The sequence below is a fragment of the Catenovulum maritimum genome (assembly GCF_001050375.1).
GTDB classification, from domain to species: Bacteria; Pseudomonadota; Gammaproteobacteria; order Enterobacterales; family Alteromonadaceae; genus Catenovulum; species Catenovulum maritimum.
Genome location: NZ_KQ130493.1, coordinates 42,421 through 63,567, shown reverse-complemented (window position 1 = coordinate 63,567; position 21,147 = coordinate 42,421). Strand labels below are relative to the sequence as shown.

General features: G+C 40.8%; 9 protein-coding genes. 1 reads left to right on the top strand and 8 read right to left on the bottom strand.

Annotation, left to right across the window (positions count from 1 at the left end; translation table 11 throughout):
* Nucleotides 1-220 precede the first annotated feature (220 nt).
* The 8 genes from XM47_RS12250 to XM47_RS12215 all read right to left on the bottom strand — a co-directional run bounded on the left by XM47_RS12250 (nt 221) and on the right by XM47_RS12215 (nt 19,375).
* The gene (locus tag XM47_RS12250) at nt 221-2,716 is read right to left on the bottom strand and encodes an Ig-like domain-containing protein (RefSeq protein WP_048692901.1); all 2,496 of its coding nucleotides are present in this window, start codon (nt 2,714-2,716) and stop codon (nt 221-223) included.
* Between the two features lie 62 nt (nt 2,717-2,778).
* The gene (locus tag XM47_RS12245) at nt 2,779-4,476 is read right to left on the bottom strand and encodes a GH39 family glycosyl hydrolase (protein WP_048692898.1); all 1,698 of its coding nucleotides are present in this window, start codon (nt 4,474-4,476) and stop codon (nt 2,779-2,781) included.
* Nucleotides 4,477-4,845: 369 nt separating this feature from the next.
* Nucleotides 4,846-6,312 (bottom strand): sulfatase, encoded by a 1,467-nt coding sequence (locus XM47_RS12240; RefSeq protein WP_053084560.1) that lies wholly within the window; start codon nt 6,310-6,312, stop codon nt 4,846-4,848.
* A 483-nt stretch (nt 6,313-6,795) separates the two neighbouring features.
* Nucleotides 6,796-8,202 carry an L-fucose/L-arabinose isomerase family protein gene (locus XM47_RS12235; protein WP_048692896.1) on the bottom strand — a complete coding sequence of 469 codons (1,407 nt, stop codon included), beginning with the start codon at nt 8,200-8,202 and terminating at the stop codon, nt 6,796-6,798.
* 132 nt (nt 8,203-8,334) lie between these two features.
* Nucleotides 8,335-9,417, bottom strand: a complete 1,083-nt coding sequence (rhaT, locus tag XM47_RS12230; RefSeq protein ID WP_048692893.1) for an L-rhamnose/proton symporter RhaT — start codon at nt 9,415-9,417, stop codon at nt 8,335-8,337.
* A gap of 140 nt (nt 9,418-9,557) precedes the next feature.
* Complete coding sequence (locus XM47_RS12225; RefSeq protein WP_048692890.1) at nt 9,558-13,091, bottom strand: glycosyl hydrolase; 3,534 nt, start codon at nt 13,089-13,091, stop codon at nt 9,558-9,560.
* 21 nt (nt 13,092-13,112) lie between these two features.
* On the bottom strand, nt 13,113-16,484 hold the full coding sequence (locus XM47_RS12220) for a glycosyl hydrolase (protein ID WP_048692887.1): 3,372 nt from the start codon (nt 16,482-16,484) through the stop codon (nt 13,113-13,115).
* Nucleotides 16,485-16,582: 98 nt separating this feature from the next.
* Nucleotides 16,583-19,375 carry an alpha-L-rhamnosidase gene (locus tag XM47_RS12215; protein ID WP_077066553.1) on the bottom strand — a complete coding sequence of 931 codons (2,793 nt, stop codon included), beginning with the start codon at nt 19,373-19,375 and terminating at the stop codon, nt 16,583-16,585.
* 336 nt (nt 19,376-19,711) lie between these two features.
* Here XM47_RS12215 and XM47_RS12210 point away from each other — a divergent pair, with 336 nt between their 5' ends.
* Nucleotides 19,712-21,127 carry a sulfatase family protein gene (locus tag XM47_RS12210; protein ID WP_078061897.1) on the top strand — a complete coding sequence of 472 codons (1,416 nt, stop codon included), beginning with the start codon at nt 19,712-19,714 and terminating at the stop codon, nt 21,125-21,127.
* Nucleotides 21,128-21,147: the final 20 nt, after the last annotated feature.

Here is a 21,147-nt window from a genome sequence, read left to right as displayed (position 1 = left end):
TCGATGGTTTTTAGAAGATATATCGGCCAAATTTTCAATAAAAAAAGTCGCATTAATATCATTTTATCTTAGCCTCTTGGTGAATCTGGTTCTTGCTATATACTCTTCATTAATCAGAAAACCCCAAGCGATAGCATTGTATATCCTAAAACCTTGGGGCTTTGTTAACGAGTCCCAAGCTAGGTTGCTTGGGACTCATTTTAATCATTAGCTTGGATTGCTAGCTTAACGACAAAAAAGCTCTAGTGAACTTTTTTAACCATAAGCTAGGTAATAGAATTAACCAAAAATAAGCTAACGAACCACCAGATTTACTGCTTGGTGTGGTGCCTGTTTCTTTGTCTGTCTCATCTTGCGCTGGTGCAACCACCACCTGAACTATCGCTGAGGTTTTAGTCGTTGAGTCATCTGATGTCGCTTTAATATAAACGCTTGATGATTTAACCTGAGTCGGTGTCCAAACATAGTTATAAGGTGCTTCTGTAAAGGTTTTAATCAAAGTGTTATCAATAAATAATTCAACCTTAGTGATTGTACCTGTATTTACACTTGCATTCGCCTCTAGCGTTACCGATTCACCTAAAGTGATATTAGTTGAGCTTAGGCTAGTGATTTGAACCGTAACCACTTGAGGCCGTGGATTAACCAACATTTGAATCGTATCTGATATCGCAGTGGCAGCAGCATCGCCTGTCACTTTAATATATATGCTTGATGATTTTGCCTTAGAAGGCGTCCAATCATAACTATACGGTGCTTCAGTAAAAGTTTTAACTAAAGCATTATCAATAAACAATTCAACTTTAGTGATTGAACCTGTATTCACACTTGCACTCGCCTCTAGCGTGACCGATTCACCCAGAGTCAAACTCGTTGAGCTTGGTGTCGCTAGTTGAGCCGTCACAACTTGATCTTCGCCTTCAACATTAACATATAAGGTATTAGAAGAAACGGTGCGTGCCGATGTATCCGTTACCGTCGCGGTGATCGCATGACGACCGCCTTGCGTTGCCGCCCAAGAGAATTCATAAGGCGCACTAGCATCAACCACTGGGCTTTGTCCTTCAACTTGAAAAGTAACAGATTGAATAGCCGTTTTTGTCGATTCAGGTTTAGCGACAAAAGTCATATTTTCATTTTTTTGATAAACATAAGCTTGAGTTGCTGTGTCTAACGCTACTTCAAGTATATCTTCTGATACTTGTAGATCACTTAAGGTAATAATATTGATTGAGTATTTCGGCAAAGTAACGGCGCCAGAAGTCTCAGCTAAAGTGGTTAATGGCTCAGCATCAATCGCTAATAGCTTTTCTTCACTTAAAGAATCAAATGCCATAGTCTGGTGGCTATAAGTCCCTGTGTAAGTAGCGTCATCAGCTTTAATCGTAAATGGCGCCGCTTGGTTAGTTTTATTAATAACTAACAATTGCACTTTGCCATTTTTAATCACGGCCCTAGCTGTGATGGATTTAACCCCTAAACTCAATTCTGGACTGTTCACTGAGCTTGCTAGCATCACAGAATCTTGCAAGGCTTGGCGTACGATTTGATGCGTTGAACCAAATAAGGTTTTTTCAAGCGGGTATTTAATTCTTGGACGCTCAACGCCTGATGGTGCAATATAAGTTTCCCACTGCACAAATGAGTTTAATTTACCATTCACGCTAAACCAGTTAGATCTATGATAAGTATCTTGATTCTCACTCATAAACATATAGGTATCTGCCATACCTAATGCAGAGGCCGCATTTGGACCACCCGATTTAACCCCCCACTCAGTTAACCAAACCGGTTTATTTGGCGCTACTTTTTTAGAATAATCATCAACAGATTTAGCTATATGTGCACGTGCCACTAAGGCTGTGCCATAGGCTTCATCACTGTCATCAGCATTATCCGGATCATAGCCAACATAGGTATGTACGGTAACTGCATCAAAATAAGCGCTGTCCGCTGCAACTAATTCGTTATATTTAGGGTTAGCTGTATTGGCTTTACGCAACATAGGCACAGAGAGCTGTAAATTTGGATTGAGCGCTTTAAGATCTTTCGACATCATTTTTGCGCGGGCGATATAGTCATCCACCCCTGGGATAATGCTACTGCGTTGTCCCGGATAAAAGTTCTCATTACCTAATTCAATATCTTTAACTTCCAATCCTCGACTCAATAAATCCTTATATCGTGCGATGGTTTCTGGGCTACCATTGTCTAAAGTAGAGTCATTTTCACCATCCGCACTCATATTAAAAGTCCAGAGCATGTCATAGCCCTGCCCTTGCTGAGTTAATCTTTGGTTATTGAGTTCAGTAACCCCGTCAATTCCGATTTTCTTTTTAATACCCTCAAAAATTTTGATACTCGACAAATGATCTAGTTGACGCGTTATTGTATTGCCTAATGAATTGGTAAAAGTAACAGAGTCATCACCAAATTGACGCGTGTAATCACCGCGCCAATCATACCAGTTTGCCCATAAGCCATGAGGAAAACGAATGGTCTGAGGATCAAAGGTCTTAATCAAGTCTTGCTCTACGCTAGTCGTAAAATCAAAAATATTAGTCGCTAAAAGTTTGTTATTAAATTTTTCTTGCTGACTAGTATTGATTGTAATTTCAGCGCTCACCGAATCTGGTAATGGGAATGGATAATCCTCTGCATAAAGACTTGCAGGCAGTGCTGCCGCAGCTAACATAGGGATAATAGAATATTTCACGATATAACCTCTTAATATAATTATATTTATTAATATCAGTATTTTTTCTTGAGTGATTGGTACTAGTGCTGCCACTTAATTTCGATTTTTCCAAATGAAAATAAGGGTAATTGGATGTTCACTTTTACAGCAGATCCAGATGCGTTATTGATAAGGCTATGAGTCCTTGCTTGTTTCCACTCACTCCATTTACTTGGGTTATTAAATGCATATGCCTTGTACGCTGCTTTGCCTTCGTCATTAAATACTTGACCAGAGTTTCCATAGCGGTTGAATACCTTTTCTTTTCCTAAGTATTGCTCTGCGCCAGGTTGCGCCATAAAAGATTGGAATTTGTAATTCTCTTTGCTTTGAACTCGAGTTCGATAATAAAAAACCGTTCCCGCTGGGGTTGGCGTTGTGATATTGGTTCGTATTTCTTTAATATCAGTCGCTTCTATATCGCTTGGGTTATAGTTATAAACTAATACATCTATGTTTTGGCTAGCTGATTCAACTGCGATGATAGCCTCAACATCATCTATATTTTTGTCGGTTAAACTCACTTTTTGATTCGCAATGCGAGTTTTTCCAGCCATGGTTTTATACGATTTTGTGGTCCATTCTTCATGTTCAGGCTCACGCTGTCCCCACTGGAATATTTGCGAAATACCGTGCTGCATTAACTCATTTGTCATTGCGACTTTTAACGTGTCAGCTTGTGCTGTGTCTGAAGGAATTAAAAATCGTCCACTAATTGCAGACACAATCGAAAACTCTTCAATATCGATAACCGTGCCAGCTTGCCATTTAGGATGGCTAGTTAAAGGCAAAAACAACTCTTCAAACTTCACCTTGGGATCGCGCGTGTGTTCTGTGGTAATGATTGGGTAATCCGAAATCCCCCAAAAATCGATGCGAATTTGGTTTTCAAACGCATGCTCAAGCACTGCATATGCAAATGCTTTTATAACTTCACCTTTATAATTTTTAATCGTGCCATTTCGATAAACAAAATGCGGCTCTCTAGTATGTAAACCAACTAGTGCCTCTGGTAACACTGAACGAATTGCTGTAGCCGTATTCGCAAAATACTCTACAAATTCTTTTTCCGTGCCATACCAATGCTCAGGCGTTTCGATTTCAGAACCGATTCTAAAGCGCCAAGATTTGACCGTTTCGACACCATACACTTCAATCAAGGTCCGAATACAAGCCTGCATAAATTCCACATATTCAGCTTTGTCGTAAGGTGGTAACGAATTTCCATAAATTGAGACTCGCTCTTTTTCACGAAAGTGAATGCCATCTTGCTGGTCGTTTGGGATAAAAGTATAACCACGTTGAAAAGCCCAAGCGGGTTGGTCTACCACAATTTGATAGATGGGCGTACCGCCTTTAAGGATTTTATTAATTCGGTTGATTAAAGGTTTAAAATCATAAATATAATCTCCTTTCGCTTCGTCATACGAGACAAGATCATATGCTAAATCTGGTACTTTTTTGCCCTTTCCTTTCGTTAAAATCCCACCCAACATACGAACTGTATTAACTTTTAAACCCGGACGAACGGCAACGCCATTTCTTGGCGCAATTCGATTAGCGACTTGCCATAGATCTCTTATTTCGCCTTGCTGGTCTGCTTCATTAGTCACATCCGCAGTTACTTCAATATCGGCAGGCTTGATTATGTTAGCTTGTTCAATTGAGCCACGAGTACCGCATCCCACCAAGCCAGCTAGGCAAACAATACAACTAAATATTTTAATTTTGCTTATCATGTATTTCTCTTTTTCATTTTTGTACTTATCTAGAGTGCTAACTTCCTAGCACTTACTATGAATAGTATTGGAACGGAGAAAATTGATACCCAAAAAATAATTATTTATAAATATCGAGGTATTTTTATTAGCTGAGATTAAGCTATGTCTGAGAACAAGTTCAGAAAGAGGGAGTTTAAGAGAATGTTTTCTGCATTTATTTACTGTTAACCGAACAAAATTTAACGCTTAAAGATAAACAGAGCCCAATTAACTTATACTAGCTATAAACGCCCATAGAAAATCGCTCTGTAGCAATACAGAGCGATTTTTAAATTAGTGCAGCACCTAAAACTAGCTAACTAACCGAGCTATCTTGTATTAAGTCGTTTAAAATTTATCTCTTTGTTTCATCTTAGCTCGTAAAGCTTTCATCATAGTCTTAACGAGTTCGGGATGTTCGGCTGCAACATTTTTAGTTTCTTTTTCTTCACTGGCAAGATCATACAAAGCAAAGCCTTTATCACCCATATGGGTTAAGCGAAAGTTACCCATGCGTATGGTATGATTATCTCGCCAATAGGCGTAGGCTGCATGACCCTGGTCATTTGGATCGTTAAGAGAATCAATAAGTGATTGCCCATGTGGCTGTTCTGGCATTGGTAAACCCGTTAACTTAGTTAATGTTGGAAAAATATCAGCAGTTTCAACAACGGCTTCAGTACTTTTTCCAGGCTGTGGTATACCGGGGTAAGCAATCAATAACGGGGATTTTAAGGCTTCTTCGAATAGGTTATGCTTGCCCCACATGCCATGCTCACCTAAATTCCAGCCATGGTCGCCCCATAATACAACAATCGTGTTTTTATCTGCACCGGATGCTTTTAGTGCTTGTAAAATTTTACCGACTTGGGCATCAGCGTAACTCACACAAGCCGCATAATGACGACGAACAGACTCGGCAAAGGCTTCGTCTGTGATCGGGTTTTTACCCCAACGGTTATATTTCATGAATTCATTAGAGTTAAACCAAGTGGAAGGCCCTTTGGGTTTATTCGGATATGGATTCTCAGGAAACTCGACACCTTCATATAAGTCGAGATATTTTTTTGGAGCACCAAAAGGTAGATGAGGTTTAATTAAGCCTACCGCTAAAAAGAAAGGCTTTTCTGGTTCTTTTGTTAGTTGCTGTAATTGTTTAATCGCCTCGTCAGTGATTAAGCCATCAGGATAGATATTGTCACCACCTTCTGCTGCTTGAAAAACATCCATTTCAGAAGCTTTCTTGCGAATTTCCCCGTGAGCTAAACCATGCATAGCGCCTTTGGGCGTTTGCCACTCTGCCACCGGCATCAGGCTTTTTGTCCAACCGTCAGGCAGTTCTGGCTGTGAGGGATCATTCCAGTTTTTACCCATGTTGCCACCCGGGTAATGAGAAACTTTACCGACCGCAACTGTGGTGTAGCCTTGCGACTTAAACCACGCAGGCATACTGGCAGGGATTTCACCTTTACGTTTATTAAGTGCTCGAGCGCGCGCTCCAATGGCATTATTACTGGTTGGACCATAGCGACCTGTTAATAAAGAGTATCGTGAAGGGCCACAACTGGGGGCATTAACATAATGGTTGTAAAACATCCGGCTATTTTCAGCGAGCGCATCAATATTAGGTGAGTGGATATGCGTTGCACCGAATGACTTTAGTTCTGGTCGTAAATCGTCAACTGCTATAAATAGAATGTTTTGAATCGGCTGTTTTTGGCTTGCCCTATTCTCGTTTACAGGAGACGTTGCGCAACCTTGGAATAAAACACTCCCTATTAACCCGAACAAACTTATAAGTTGAGTTTTTCTCATTATTTTTTTTCTACCTTGATAAAGAACTTAGCTAAGTATTAAACTCAGCAAGGCAATTTTATGCTATGACGTTATCAGCGCACTAACAGTGCTAAACCTCACGATAACAAATATTAGGTTACATAGAAAACATTGCAGACATCAAACGTATTTAACTCCAATAGCCTAGCAACTTTGCATCGAACCTATAATTGAATAGGCCTTAAAGCCAGTTAGTTGATACCTATAATGACAAAATATTTTTTGCGATAGCAATGCTAATTGTTGAAATCTGCATTTGGTCTTCTCCCATTTTTGATTTTTTGCAATTCAATCATGGCGCGTTGATGCCGCATGTGGGAGGAGACCATTACATCAGGTTATTTAGACATATGAAGCAACTAAAGTGCTGCTTTGCGCAATAAGGACTCAACTATGTACTATTGCGCAAAGGTGAAATTGCACAGGTTTAACTTGCTTGAAGTAATACAAAGTCAATACGCTCTAGCTTAATCGCCGTACTTCTAAGCCTAAAATCGCCGCAAGCTTTTCAAGTTTGTCGCCGATATGACCAACCCCAATAGCACAGTGGTGTGATGGACCGCCACGTGACCACTCATTCATAAAATCACGAGCACCCATAGGGAATTTATAACGACTGTTGGTATTTCCTATCTGTAAAACAGGTCCTGATACAGATTCACCTTCGCATACTTGTAAAAACACACTGCCATCACGTCGAGTGACCACAGATAAAACCGTTACTGGGCCATGTTTCACTGTCATTTGAATCGACAAACCTTTGCCTGGTTTACCGTGATATATAGGTAAAGGTACTAGCCCTACTCGACCTTCAGCTATTGCAAAGTGGGCTGGACCGTCGTGACCTAGGTAAACGACATCGTCTTTAAAATCAGATAAGTAGAACTCTGAAAACGACCCACCTACACCGAACAAATCCATAATTTTCATTGCTTGCACGTTTTTAATTTCGCATTCGCCTGCAATTGGCGTGTTTTCGCCGGTTAATAAGGTATTACCAGCAATAACAGAAGTAACTATATTTTCGTATTCACCTGAACCTTCGTAGTAATACGCCATAGAGCAGAGTTTGTGCTTTGCGATTAACTTGTCTAACGCAACTGAGGTTTGTGCCGCGCGCTCAAGCTCTGATTGCTCACATTCGTCAGATACGTCAAATTTCTCATGGAATTGACTGATTTTGGCGGCGATTTCTTCGGCTGTTACTCCTTGGCGCAAATCAAACAATTCGCACATTTCTAAAATTTCAAAATGATTGCCAAAGGCAGCGGCTTGTTGAGTTAAATCACTGTATACGTCAAGCATGCCATTGTAATAATGGCCTAAAATGCCAACACGGTTTTGGCGCATGCCTTCAGCAACTTTTGCTGCATCCACCCAGTCGTTAATTTCTTGCCATACGTAGTCTTCTTGCATGTAGCCAGACACTACATGGTAATCAACCCCTGCGCGGTTAAATACGCAAGCAAGTTCGGGTAATGAACACGACTGGCAATGTTCTAACCACACGCCTGTCATTTTGCCGCGATCGCCCATGGCGTTAAATTTGTCATAGTCTAATTGTGCAACTGGTTGAATATTAAGCATAACAATTGGTACTTTAGCTTTTTGCACTACAGGTAAAACAGTCGATGACAAAGCATAGGTAGAGATAAACAAGAAGATTATTTCTACATCTTCAGTTTTAAATAATTTAGCGGCATCTTGCGCTTTTTCTGGGGTATCCACCATGCCAGCATCAACTAGCTCAGCACCCATACCTTTTATTTGCTCGCTAATGTGATTGTGATAACCGTTTAAGTTATCTAATAAGCCGTCAAACTGCGGCCAGTAAGTGTCTAAACCTATTGAGAATAAACCTGTTTTCATTTTTAACCCTTTATTTTGTTTGTTGTTTTATTTGAACGAGAATTTTGGTTCGAAATCGAGGCGGAAACGCGGAGTTTGTATGTACAAATGAGCACTTCCAACAAAGAGTTCGAAACAAAAGGCCGTTCAGATTTAGTGAGCGGCACCTGAGCCTGCTAGTGTGTTGCCCCAACCAATTACAACCATGCTTAAAATAAGCACAGCCAAACCGGCTAAATTCCAACGTTGTGTTGCTGCACTAACCCCTTGCCATTCTTTTAAAGCTAAGCCCCATAGTGTGCTAAAAACTATGATGCTGGCCATGTGCAGCGTCCAACTTGAAAATTCGTATTCGCCCATCATGGTGGTGCCCATGCCATAAAAGAAAAACTGCATATACCAAGTCACCCCAGCGAGCGCACAAAACAAAATATTGATCAGCCTTGGGTTATTCACTGTTGGAGAAGACAATTGCACCCATGCTTTATTTTTAGTGGCTAAATAGGCACACCAAACAAAGTTAGTCACAAAACCGCCAGCTAAAATGACAATTAATACAGGCAAGTTTTGCCATAAACTGGGTGAGCCTTGTGTTAAGGCAATATCGGCAATGGGTTTGCCAGCGGCAAAGGCGTATGCCATAAACGAGCTCATTACGCCTGAAAAAAGTGCTAGCGCTAAACCTTTACCAAAGTGAAATTCGCTAACACTTTGTTTTTTGTCTTCATCGGATAATTCATTTTGTTTATTGGTGCCTGCTTTGCCCCCAAGCGCAATGCCCGCTAAACAAATAAATACCCCGAGTAACATAACTTGGCCAGATTCTGTGGCTGCAATAGAAAGTAATTTGCCTTCAAATATTGGCGGCACCAGCGTGCCGATAACCGCGCTTATGCCCAATGCAATTGAATAACCTAACGCTATGCCTAAATAACGCATGGTTAAACCAAAGGTAAGACCACCCACACCCCAGAGCAAACCAAAGCTAAAGGTCCAAACTAAACTGGACGTTGACGCTTGTGCGAGTATTTGTGGCGTTTGTGGCAAAATCAGCATAGCCAACAGCCAAGGGGCGATAATCCAGCTAAAAAAGCCGCCTATCATCCAATAAATTTCCCACGACCAAGCTTTGACTTTTTTATACGGAATATAAAAACTCGCCGCTGCTAAACCACCTATGGCGTGAAACATTACGCCAGTAAATGGGTTTTCTTGTACTTGAAATAAATCAAACATCTTGTTACCTGTTATTTGTATTGTGTGTATTCGAGCTATAGTCTTCTCGCTCAGGTCTTATGGTTCATTGTCAGCGCTTACTCGCCCCAATCACATAATAGAGCATATGCTCATGGGGTCTCGAAGCTTGACGGCTTCCCCTAAAACCTGATCGCTTTGACTAAAGATAGATTTTGCTCTATGTACGGAATCAGTTTTACCGGCCCAATTAACCCCGAAGGTTGTAGCGGATCATCTAGCTGGTATGGGTGATAAGTACTAAAGGTAGTGCGGCCTGTTTCTGGCACTGGCTCACCCTTTAATAACCAATCGGGGAAACCTTGCGAGCCTCCCATAGGTGTGCGCTCAAATAAATCAGGGTAGGCGGCATCACCTATCATACGGTTTATCCAAAGGTTGGTTACTCGCACCTCAAGTTGGTTTTCTCCTTGTTTTAACACGTCGGATACATCCACGCGATAAGGTGGTTTCCACAAAGTTGCTAGTTCAATCCCATTCACTTTTACTTCGGCAATGACTTGCACATCACCTAAATCCAGTAGATGTTTTTGTGTACTGGGTACTGAGCTAAGGTTAAAAGTTGTGGTGTAAACACCTGTACCTGAGAAATATTTAACCTTGTCATTATCAAACTCCGGCCATGATTTAAGTGTTTTAACCGTCTGGGTTTGTGGCAACTGATCTTTGTAGGCGAATTGCTTAGGGAAAGACAATTGCCACGGCGTATTGATGTTAATTGATGCTGGCACTTCTGCGCTGATAGTGGTGCGTAGTCGCGTTTGTTGCTGGGCATTTGCCAACTCAATTTGGTATGAGCCTGACTCGAATACTTGCGCTGTTACAGCTGTATTATCTCCAGTACCTTTAATAATGGTTTTGATGCCTGTTTGTGGTTGAACGCTGACCACTGGTGGTTTTTGGCTGCCCTGAGCATTGGCAATGCTGTGGTTATTTTTAGGAAAAACCACAAAAATAGAACCGCTTGGCTCTAAATCAAAAAACACTGTGGTTGTGCCGTTGTCATTAGCACGCCATTTTGCAGGTTTAACTATGTCACCTGTGTAAGCATCCCAAAATTCTGGTTGGCGGCCGCTGATGCGAAATGTTGCTGCAATCCCTTTTGCTTGTTGTTTAAACAAACTTAAAAAATACAGATCCGCATCTTGAGTTTGGCGGTGCAGCCATTCAATATTTTGTCCGGCTTGGTTAAATGCGACATCTGGGATTAAGTTAAGTTGCTGAATAACTTGGTTTATGTTTGTGTGCCAAAACACTTTTCCTTTACCATAAGCATTTGAGCCAGCTTGACCTTGTTGGTAATTTGCCCAAAGTTTATTTGCAATGTTTTGTACATTCACATCAGATTGTGGATAGTTAATTAAGGTGGGTGAACCTTGCGGTTTTTCACCCAAAATAACAGCACCCTGTTTAACCAGTTCTGCAAGTTTATTAATGGTTTGTTCTGTCATTACTGAGTTGTTTTGTAGCACCAACAACTTATATTGCATGCCAGTTGGCAAGACTAATTGACCATCTTTAAACTGCAGCTGACGAATAATTTCTTGATTGAGGTAGTCATAGTTATAGCCTTTAACTTTAACCTTGTCGTGAAACGACACTATGTCGTATGGGGCTGATTCGCCAACAAACACCGCATAGTCCGCTTGAAATTGACCACTTTGTAATAAAGCTTGTGAGCGGCTTAAATAAGTTAACCAAGCTTCGCTTTGTTCAAACCAAGTTAAGGTTCGCTCGTAATTAAAGCCATAAGGGCCGAAGGTTATGCCTGGCCAGCGATCTGTCCAAGGTTGCATTGCCCAACGATGAAAGACTAATCGGTTGGTGCCGCGGGCAAACATGCGATCGCCCAAGCCTTTTAAAGTGTAAGGATGATTGCTCCAACTGGCACTAAATGGCACAGCGGTGAAAGCTTCTGCCGCAACAATTTTTTTGCCGTAAGTATGCGCAGCAGATGCAGCTTGGCGTGCGCTATAACCGGGTTTTTCGTAACCATCGTCGGTTGTCCAAAATTCGTTCATTGGAATATCAGTGCGGCCAGCGGCTTGCAAGCTATCAATTGGCCCATATAAATAGGCTTCTGACGACAATTGCATGCCATGCTCGGCGGCTAATGTACGCATTTGCCCATAGTAGTTATCAGCCACCACATCGGCCATTACCCGGCGTAAATCCCATAAAAACCGCTCGGTTATTTCTTCGCTTTTAACAATATGACCCACAGTGGCTGGTAAAAACGGCATCATGTCGTAGCCTGTGCGCTGTTTAAATTCGCTAGGTAGAATGTCATCCCAGTTATCAAACTTAACTTCCCAGCTATCTATGTGAGTGCCCATTAGAGTGTCACCAGCCAAGGGGCCGACATCTTTAACAAGTTTGCCAATGAGATTGTCGAAATGAAATTTAAGTTTTTGTGGGTTGAGTTTGCTAATTTCTAACCCTTCACCAGCCTTGGGTGGTGGATTATTTTTTTGTCCGCTTGAGGTATGGCCGATACGTAAAATATTCCAATGGCCAGCGGGTAAATCCACTTGTAAGCGACCTTCTTGAGTTAGGTATTGGGTTAAATTTATAAATTCTGCGGCTTTGCTTTTTTGACCAAATTCTGGCGCTCTAGCATTAGAATAAACAAATAGCGCCTTTTCATCCCATGAGTCTAACCTTGGGGTGTTGTGAAAGATAATTTCAGAAATATGTAGATGCACTTCTGGGAAATCTTCTACTTTCCAAAAGTTAAATTTTGGCTCTTTCGGTTGTGGATCTAACCCTTGGCCACGCAAGTTAATGCGAAAATAGCGTGCGGTTACAGGTGCAAAAGTTAACGCTTCGCGCTCACTTTTATGCGCGATATAAAAGTCTTTTACTTTAGTAAAATTTTTATTGTCGTTCGACACCAGCAGTTCACCAAATACTTCACCACGGCTTTGTATTTTTGGCACTATAGTCATGGCTTGAATTTCTACTGGCTGTTTGTAATCAAACAAAATCCAGTGTTTTTTGCTTTTAATGTCGTTTGCGGTAACTGCTTTTGCAAAGTTATTATCAATTAAACTTGCACCTAGGTAGGTTATACCACTGGTGGTAATTTCTAGCTGTTTTGTTGGTAAAGCAGGTTTGGCTGGCACTGCAAAAACCGCAATGTCTTGATAGTGATCCAAATTGTGTGGCGGCATCGGCAAACTTAAATCAAATTTGCCACCACCTTCGACAACAGTTTCACTAAAGGTTAATTGCTGCATTGACTTGTCTGGTGTAACCCAAGGGCCACCACTACCTGTCCAACCTGCATCATTGTTTTTGATTATTTTTAGCTTTAAGCGTTTGGCTTCACTCATGGCAAATTTGAATAGCTCGCGCCATTCATCGCTCAAATAAGCGTATTTGCCAGCCGGTGTGCGAAAATTCACTTCCATTATCAACGCACCACCAATGCCAACGCGGCTCATGGCTTCTAAATCGGCGGTTATGCCTTCTTTAGATAAATTACCATTCATCCAAAACCAATATACCCAAGGTTTAGCTTGAGCAGCTGGTTTTTTAAAGGCTTGTTCTAGCTCGCTTGCGGCACTTTGATTTTGAGCAAGCGCCAGACTAGGTAAAGTATTTAATAAACCCGCGATAGCCGTGGATAGGATTAAAGATTTGATCTTTTTCATTGTTATTACCCGTTATTACCCTTATTCGCGTGTCAATATTTGCACAGGGCCAATCAAGCCTGATGGCATTAATGGGTCATCTTTGCCCCAGTGTTTCCAGGTCGCAAACGTATTGCGCTCTCCTGGTTGTTGTGGTGTTGCGCCTTTTAACCAGTTTGGAAATTCAATCAGTTGCCATCCTTGATAACCATTTTGTTTCCACTTAGCTGAATCAGAATATTGGCGCTCATCACCAATTAAACGGTTTGGCCACAGGTTGGTTACTTCAACCGTCAGTTGGTTTGTTCCGACTGTTAGGTATTGGCTGATATCAAACTGATACGGTGCCCACATTTGCACGCCTAGGTTTTGGCCATTTAGATAAACGCGGGCAAACTGATGAGCTTGACCCAAATCTAATAAATATTGCGCTTGTGAATCAACCCTGCCGTTAAAAGTGAATTCGGTTTGGTAGCGAGCAGTACCAGCAAAGTATTTAACATTGTCAGTTGGGTGCTCGGTTAAGTCGATAAGTTGGTTTAACACAACAGAATCTGGCTGCTGCGCACCTTTGATAAAGTCTAACCGCCAAGGTGTTTGAATATTTTGTACTGGCACAAGCGGCGCTTGCTTATATGTTTCAGTAGTGCTTGCCGTGTCGCTAAACACGACAAAAAATGATTGCGCTTGTTCAAAGGTTAAGTCAATTTGCGTGCGGCCCTTGTTAACCGAATAATCGGTTAAACGTTGGCGTTTGCCCGACATGGTATCCCACAATTCAACCACTTCAGCTGTTGTTCTAAAATCTAGCTTGGCTGTGGTTTTTGTTTGCTCAAGATTACTGACAAAATAGAAATGGCTATTTTGTGTTTTAAGCTGATGATGACGCCAAATAATGCGATTATCTGTGCCAGTTATGCGCACGTCTGGCTGAATGTTTAACTGGGCAAAAGCTTCGGGCAGGCTGGCAAATACTTGCTGGTTATATTGACCGCTCCAAATTTGTTGGGCGAGTTGTTGCACTTGTTTATCTGCTTGCTGTGCATTAGCCAAACTAGGTGAAAATTCTGGCGCTTTACCAACAATTACAGCGCCTTGTTCTAGCAAGTGTTTAAGCTTTAACAATACTTGTGGGCGCATACTCATATCATCGGCTAATGACAATATTTGATATTCGCGGCCAGTGGCATAACTGAGTTTTTTATTGTTGTTGACGTACAATTCATTCAACAAACCATGAGTCGAAATAAACTCAAAGTCGTGGCCTTTAGGCAGTGTGTTATAGACAAACTCGCGGTCGAATTTGGTGGATGAGTCGTCTCCCAACAAATGTAGTACATCAAATACAGGTTGGCCTTGGCTTAATAATGCTTGGCTGCGCTGTACATAGCTATTCCAAGCATTAATTTCATGCCACCAAGTTTGGGTGCGTTCAAAGTGTAGGCCCCAATAACCTAAGGTCATGCCGGGTTGTAAATTGGTCCAAGGTTGATGGGTAAATAAATGGTGAGTGACTAAAGTGACACCCCCTACAAAGTCGGTATCGGCTTGTGATTTATAGGTTAGTGGATGACTTAACCAGCGGTTGGCTTCGGGCAATGAGGTAAAGGACTCAGAGCGCACAGGTTTGCCATAAATTGAGCCAGCCGATGCGGTCATTTTGGCGGTTAAATAAGCAAATTCTTGGTTTTTAACATTGTCTTTCGGATTGAGCGATCTAAATGCGCTGTTGGCGTAGATAATATCAGCTTGGCCAAGCGCGTATAGGTTATCAATAAAAGGTTTCATTGACTGCGCTGAAAATTTAATCCCCATAGCATTCGCGCGCTTTTTCATACCGCCATAAAAACGTTCGGCAATTAAATCGGCCATGGTTTTACGTAAATCCCACAAAAAACGCTCGCTGGTTTGTTCGCCTGCTTGTGGGCTTGTAATTTGATAACCTAAAGTCGCTGGTAAATATTTAATCGGTGAATAACCGCGTTTTTGGCTAAACTCATTGGCAAAATTTTGGGTCCAGTTTTGTCGCCCAACTTCCCAACTGTCGGCATGGGTACTGGCAAATGCTTTACCTACTTGATCGCCTGCTAGTTTTTTAGCGGTTGCTAGGTAGTTAGCAAAATGCACATCGAGCGCGCGCTCATCCATTTTGTCTACTTCTAAACCTTCACCACCTTTTGAACCTGGGCGGTTGATTGCCTCGGTTGATGACATACCAAAACGCACAATTGTCCAGTTTTCCACTTTACCTGAATTAGCTGAGCTTTCTGGTGGTGTCCAATTGAGTTTGCCATCAGCGGTTAAATATTCGCTGACATCAATAATTGAGTTGAAGTCTATGCTGCTGTTGTTATTTCCGTGATTGGCGAGTGTTGGTTGCGAAATTTGCCTTTCAGTTTCAAACATAAAAAATGGAAACGCATGTGCGGCTTTTTGGCACCAGTTATCTAGCCTAGCTCGATTGTCTAACGCTATTTCACGTACTGACACCTTAACTTTTGGCATAGCTGTATACAGCAATTTATTGTCTGTCGGTTTAAACACAATTTTGGCGTGACGGGTAGTCACAGGTTCAAACTGAAAACAACTGATATCGTCGTAAATTTGGCCTCGTTTACTCAATGCGACTTCGCGATAGTTTTCGCCATCGTCAGATACCATTAAGTAGTTGCGCCCCATCATGCCGTAGGCGGCAAACTTCACAAATGCATTGCTAAAAGTGTAGTCTTGTTTGAAATCTAGCTTGATGTAAGTTTCGCCAGTATCCGCATCTACCGATGGCTTAACATCAGTATTCCAGTCGCCATCAATTACTTTTTCTGTTTGACTAAATTGATACCATTTTTCGCCGGAAACAGTCACTTTATCCACTAAATCGACAAAATTGGGCTCAATAAAGCCTTTTGGTGTTGGAAAAGCAAGTGTGGCTATATCTTGGTAAAAGCCAAGTGGTGCATGCGGTTTAGGAAATTGAATCGTTTTAGTTGAACTACTGATATTCAACTCACTCCACGCCAGTTCTTTCATGCCAAGTTCTGGGGTTATCCAAGGGCCGCCTGTAACCGACCATCCTTCACCATTGTATAAATTAACTTGTAAACCTAGCTCGGCGGCGGTTTCAAAGGTCAGTTTTAATAAAGCTTGATATTCGTCCGATAAAAAACGTACAGGCCCTGCGGGTATCACCTCATGTTCGTTGATGTGCATTAGTAATACACCGCCTAAACCTGCATCGGCCATGGCTTGCAAGTCAGCTTTTATACCTTCTGCTGTGATATTGCCATTAATCCAATACCAAAATACCCAAGGTTTATGTTCGTGATTTGGCTGCTCAAATTGTTTAATTAATGAGTTCGCTGATGAAGCGAAGATTGAGCAACAAAAAAAGATGATAAAAATTTTTCTAAATAACATAACAGCTTATAACCTTGGGTTAAATCCGAATGGTCGGACATATTTTTCTAAATAACCTTAAGTTGTCGGTTTCCATTGCAGAAACCGACAAGAATAAATTAAAAGCGGATCACACCAGAGATCTGGTACAAGCCAGGCTCTAATGTATGTTTATTACCGTGAATAACGCTTTTATTTTGAGTAATTGTTACCTGCTCTACACTAGGTAAATTTAACTGAGCTTGAGTGTTTTTAGGCACATCGATCGTCATAGAAAGTTTGCCTTGTCTAATTTGCCAATAAACTTTGATATCACCATTAATGGTCGGCACACTGCCATTTAAGTTATTTAATTTACTGGTAAATTGCGGATTAATTTCAAAACGCTTGAATCCAGGTTCTAGTGCTTGAATCCCCAGCATTCCGTTATAAAACCACTGTGCAACAGCACCGTAAGCATAATGATTCAGTGAGTTCATATTGGCTTTGTTGTAGCCATCCGTTAAAGAATAAGAATCCCAACGCTCCCATGTGGTCGTTGCGCCATGGTTAATTGAATAAAACCAAGAAGGATAAGTTTCTTTAAGCAGAATTTCGTACATAAGATCACTGTGGCCATAGCGCTGCAAGATTTGATGCAACATAGGGGTGCCTAAAAAGCCGGTTTTTAAGTGATTGTCACTCTCTTTTAATAAGGCCAACAACTTGCTAACCGCTAGGTCTTGTTCGTGCTGATTAAATAAATTAAATGCCAATGGCAACAAGTAGCTGGTTTGTGTGGTGATTAATTGAATTTCACTTTTGATAGGCTTTCTTAGTCGTTTACCTTTATCGCGTTTAATGGTTTTAATCGCAGTGCTAACTAGGTTTAACTCTTGATCAAAAAAGTAATTTCTAAATTTTTGTTTTATCTTTAAGAATAATTTGTTGTATTGCTCTGCATCTGCTTTGTAACCTAATAAATCCGCAGTTTGTGCCGCTATTTCAACTGATCTTGCATAATAAGCAGTCGCAATTAAGTCTGGATGGGTATCACCTTTTGCTCTGCCGTTAGTAGAGTAAGGCTGTAGCCAATCACCGTAAGTACCAATATTAGAGATATAATCGAAACTATGAAATTCAGTGTATGCAATCCAACGTTTCATCATGCTGTAGTTTTCAGCTAAAACATTAATATCTGCTGTATATTGATATAATTCCCATGGCACTATAGTGGCTGCATCTCCCCAAGCAGCTGCGGTACCATCGGTTAAAAAAGGTCTAAAAGGCACAAACTTAGGGATCATGCCATCTATGCCTTGATCTTCACGTAAACTTTCAAGCCAAGCCGCCCAAAATGCATAAACATCGGCTTTGTACATAGAAGTACTAACAAACACTTGAGCATCGCCTGTCCAGCCCAAGCGTTCATCACGCTGTGGGCAATCCGTCGGAACATCTAAGAAATTACCGCGTAATCCCCAAGAAACGTTATCTGAAAGCTTATTAAGTTTAGAATGGTTACTTTTAAAATTGTCGTACAGAGTAAAGTTTGAGTGCAGTACATGCCCTGACAACCAAGCTAACTCAGGCTCAAAGTTGGTATCATAGCCACTCACCTCAACATAGCGATAACCGTGAAAAGTAAATTGAGGTCGATAATTGATTACGCCATCTGCTTTAGGAGTATAAAAATCTGTACTTTTTGCAGAGCGGTAATTTTTAACATAAAACTGACCATGCTCTAATGCTTCAGAAAAACGAAGTTTAATCGCTTGTCCTTGTTTAGCTGGCAGCTGTATTTCGGGCACACCAACCATATTTTGTCCCATATCAAAAATGGCGACGCCATCTTTTACACTGACAATTTCAACAGCAGGTAATTTAAGTATGTTACTTGCCGCGGCATGACGCTTAGGTTTTAGCTGTACCTGTGTATCGATTGACTCAAAATTAACAGCTAACCAGTCACTGTCATCAAAATTAACCGTATTCCAACCTGGCATTTCAAAATTTGCATCGTAAGTTTCACCGTCGTAATTGCCAGCACTGCGAACTGGGCCTTGTACGCTAGATTGCCAGCTCTCATCAGTTTTAATGGTATTGGTTGTGCCATCTGTATACTGAACTTCTAATTGCGCTATCAAGCGCATAGGCAGTACATAGTCTTTTTTGGTTGGGCCAAAAATTCGTCCTGTGTGCCAGCCTTCTGCTAGCACCGCCCCAATTGCATTTTCACCTTGCTTTAAATGCTGTGTAATATCATATGTAAGGGTTTCAATCCGCTTGTGATAAGGCGTCCAACCGGGTGTCATCACATCATTACTAATCGCTTTGCCATTTAAATATGGCTTAAATATACCTTTAGCCGTAATGTACAATCTGGCCTGAGCGATAGGCTTGTCTAGGTTAAAAATTTTACGCAAGTATTGTGGACGATTATAAATACCATCTGGATTTGGGTGCCCTACCCATTTGGCTAGCCAATCATGATTACCTAGTAAACCGAGTTCTATTGATTGAACTTCACTCCAGCTCGACATTTGGTTTTGCTCATCCCAAGTTTTAACTCGCCAAAATACTTGCTGTCTAGAAGTTAACGGTTGGCCTTGGTAACGGATCCAAGCATTAGAATTTGAATTAATCTTAGCCGTATCCCATAACAAACTTTTAGCCGTGAAATTTACTGAACTAGCCACTTGTATTTGATAACTCTGTTGTTGCTTTTGCTCTGATTCTTCAGGCAGTTGCCAACTAAATCTGGGTAAAGACTCGTAATAACCAATCGGGTTAACAAAGCCCTCGCCCACTTTTAAGTTAACCGGCGCTGCTAATTTATTGGCGCTCGGCTCAATTACGCCACATGCAGTGGTGAGAAATACAATACATAACCAGAATGCCTTATAGGCCTGTTTAAGCTGACAAAAAAACATAAATTTACTCAATGACTATTTTTTAGTGTTCGTTATATAGGAATAAGGCGGCTCAATTTAAAATTGATACCCTAGTTTTATTAAATAAATCCAATAGCAGAATTCAAAAAAAACACAAAAGGAGTCATGTTAAGTCAAAATAAATCAACAAAGACGTTAAAATTGTGGTTAAATTAGCAATTTATTTACATTCGGTATTTCGTCATAAAGCAAACTAAAAAGTTGGATCGAACTTTTTAGGCTGCTGGATTAAAAATCAGCAGGCGAAAAGCGAGTGTATAAAAGCATTTGGGTAAGCCCCCATAAAAACAGAGTTTTAATTTAGGATCTCATTGTATGTACTTAGCATATTTTCTTCGAAAATCATGGCTAGTTTGCCTAGCAATTTTACCCTTTATGGCGATATCACAACCTAATATCGTGTTTTATTTAGCAGATGACCAAGATGTGGGAGATTATGGCGTATATGGTAATGATCTTATCCATACGCCTGCTGTTGATGCGCTCGCAAAACAAGGGGTAACTTTTACCAATGCTTTTACTGGCCAAGCCATTTGTGCGCCTAGCAGGTCCCAGCTCTATACAGGTAATTACCCACTAAAAAATGGTGCATTTTTAAATCATGTTCCGGTTAAAGACAGCCAAATTAGTATTGCACAACGTATGTCTAAACTTGGCTATGAAGTGATTTTAGCGGGCAAAAGTCATGTCAAACCTGAAAGTGTTTTCGATTGGGATCATGAATGGGAAAGTGTTGAAGGTTCAGGGCCGAGAAAAAATATCCCGCTAGAAAATATCGAAAGCTACTTTAAATCAGCGAAAAAGCCGTTTGTGATGTTTATTGCGTCTATGTACCCCCACACACCTTATCATAAAGTCACTGGTGCCTCGGCAAAGGATATGAAATTTTATCCTCATAATGAAAAAAACAAAAATAGCCAAAAAGCTGTCGATAAACTCGCTGGTTATTACCGAAATGTTGAAGAGGATAACAAGCAACTCGAAAATGTTATTCGTTTAGTCGACAAGTATCTGAAAAAAAATACCTTGCTCATTTACAGCTCAGATCATGGTGTATCAGGAAAATATACTGTTTATGACCGAGGCCTTAAAGTGCCGTTTATTGCGCGTTGGCCGGGTGTGATAAAAGCAGGAAGTCAGTCTGATGTGATGATTCACTACACTGATGTTGTACCAACTTTTATTGAGTTAGCTGGCGGAAAAGCACCAACTGAATTAGATGGAAAAAGCTTTGCTGCACAATTGAAAGGCAGTACAAAACCCGTCCATAAATATGTGTATGGCGTCAGCACCAAGCAAAATACCTTAGCGACTAAAGTATTTCCTTCCAGAATGATCCGCAGTAAAAATTACAAATATATTCGTAATTTGAACTCAATTGAAGTAGTTGAACAAAACCTAGGCAATAAGCCTTATGTAAACGAGTTTATTAAAATGGGCGCTCAGCATCACGCTTCTGTTCCGTATGAAGAATTGTATGACTTAACAGCAGATCCTTATGAACAAAATAACCTAGCAGCATCACCTAGATATCAGAAGCTTAAACTAGAAATGGCAAATGACTTGCTACTTTGGATGAAACAACAAAACGATGTTTTATCTGGAAACCCAGGGATTATGCCGATTCTTGATGCTAGGTATAAACTTGATAAGCCAAGTAAATATAACAAGATACCTAAAGAATTAGAAAATACACTAAAAGCAGAAGACTATCTTTATTTGCATTATTAAAAAATTTTAGTCAGCTTGAA

Excerpts from the sequence above, each read along its gene's own strand:
- XM47_RS12245 (WP_048692898.1), bottom strand. The coding sequence starts at position 4,476 with ATGATAAGCAAAATTAAAATATTTAGTTGTATTGTTTGCCTAGCTGGC.
- XM47_RS12240 (WP_053084560.1), bottom strand. The coding sequence starts at position 6,312 with ATGAGAAAAACTCAACTTATAAGTTTGTTCGGGTTAATAGGGAGTGTT.
- XM47_RS12235 (WP_048692896.1), bottom strand. The coding sequence starts at position 8,202 with ATGAAAACAGGTTTATTCTCAATAGGTTTAGACACTTACTGGCCGCAG.
- rhaT (WP_048692893.1), bottom strand. The coding sequence starts at position 9,417 with ATGTTTGATTTATTTCAAGTACAAGAAAACCCATTTACTGGCGTAATG.
- XM47_RS12225 (WP_048692890.1), bottom strand. The coding sequence starts at position 13,091 with ATGAAAAAGATCAAATCTTTAATCCTATCCACGGCTATCGCGGGTTTA.
- XM47_RS12220 (WP_048692887.1), bottom strand. The coding sequence starts at position 16,484 with ATGTTATTTAGAAAAATTTTTATCATCTTTTTTTGTTGCTCAATCTTC.
- XM47_RS12215 (WP_077066553.1), bottom strand. The coding sequence starts at position 19,375 with ATGTTTTTTTGTCAGCTTAAACAGGCCTATAAGGCATTCTGGTTATGT.
- XM47_RS12210 (WP_078061897.1), top strand. The coding sequence starts at position 19,712 with ATGTACTTAGCATATTTTCTTCGAAAATCATGGCTAGTTTGCCTAGCA.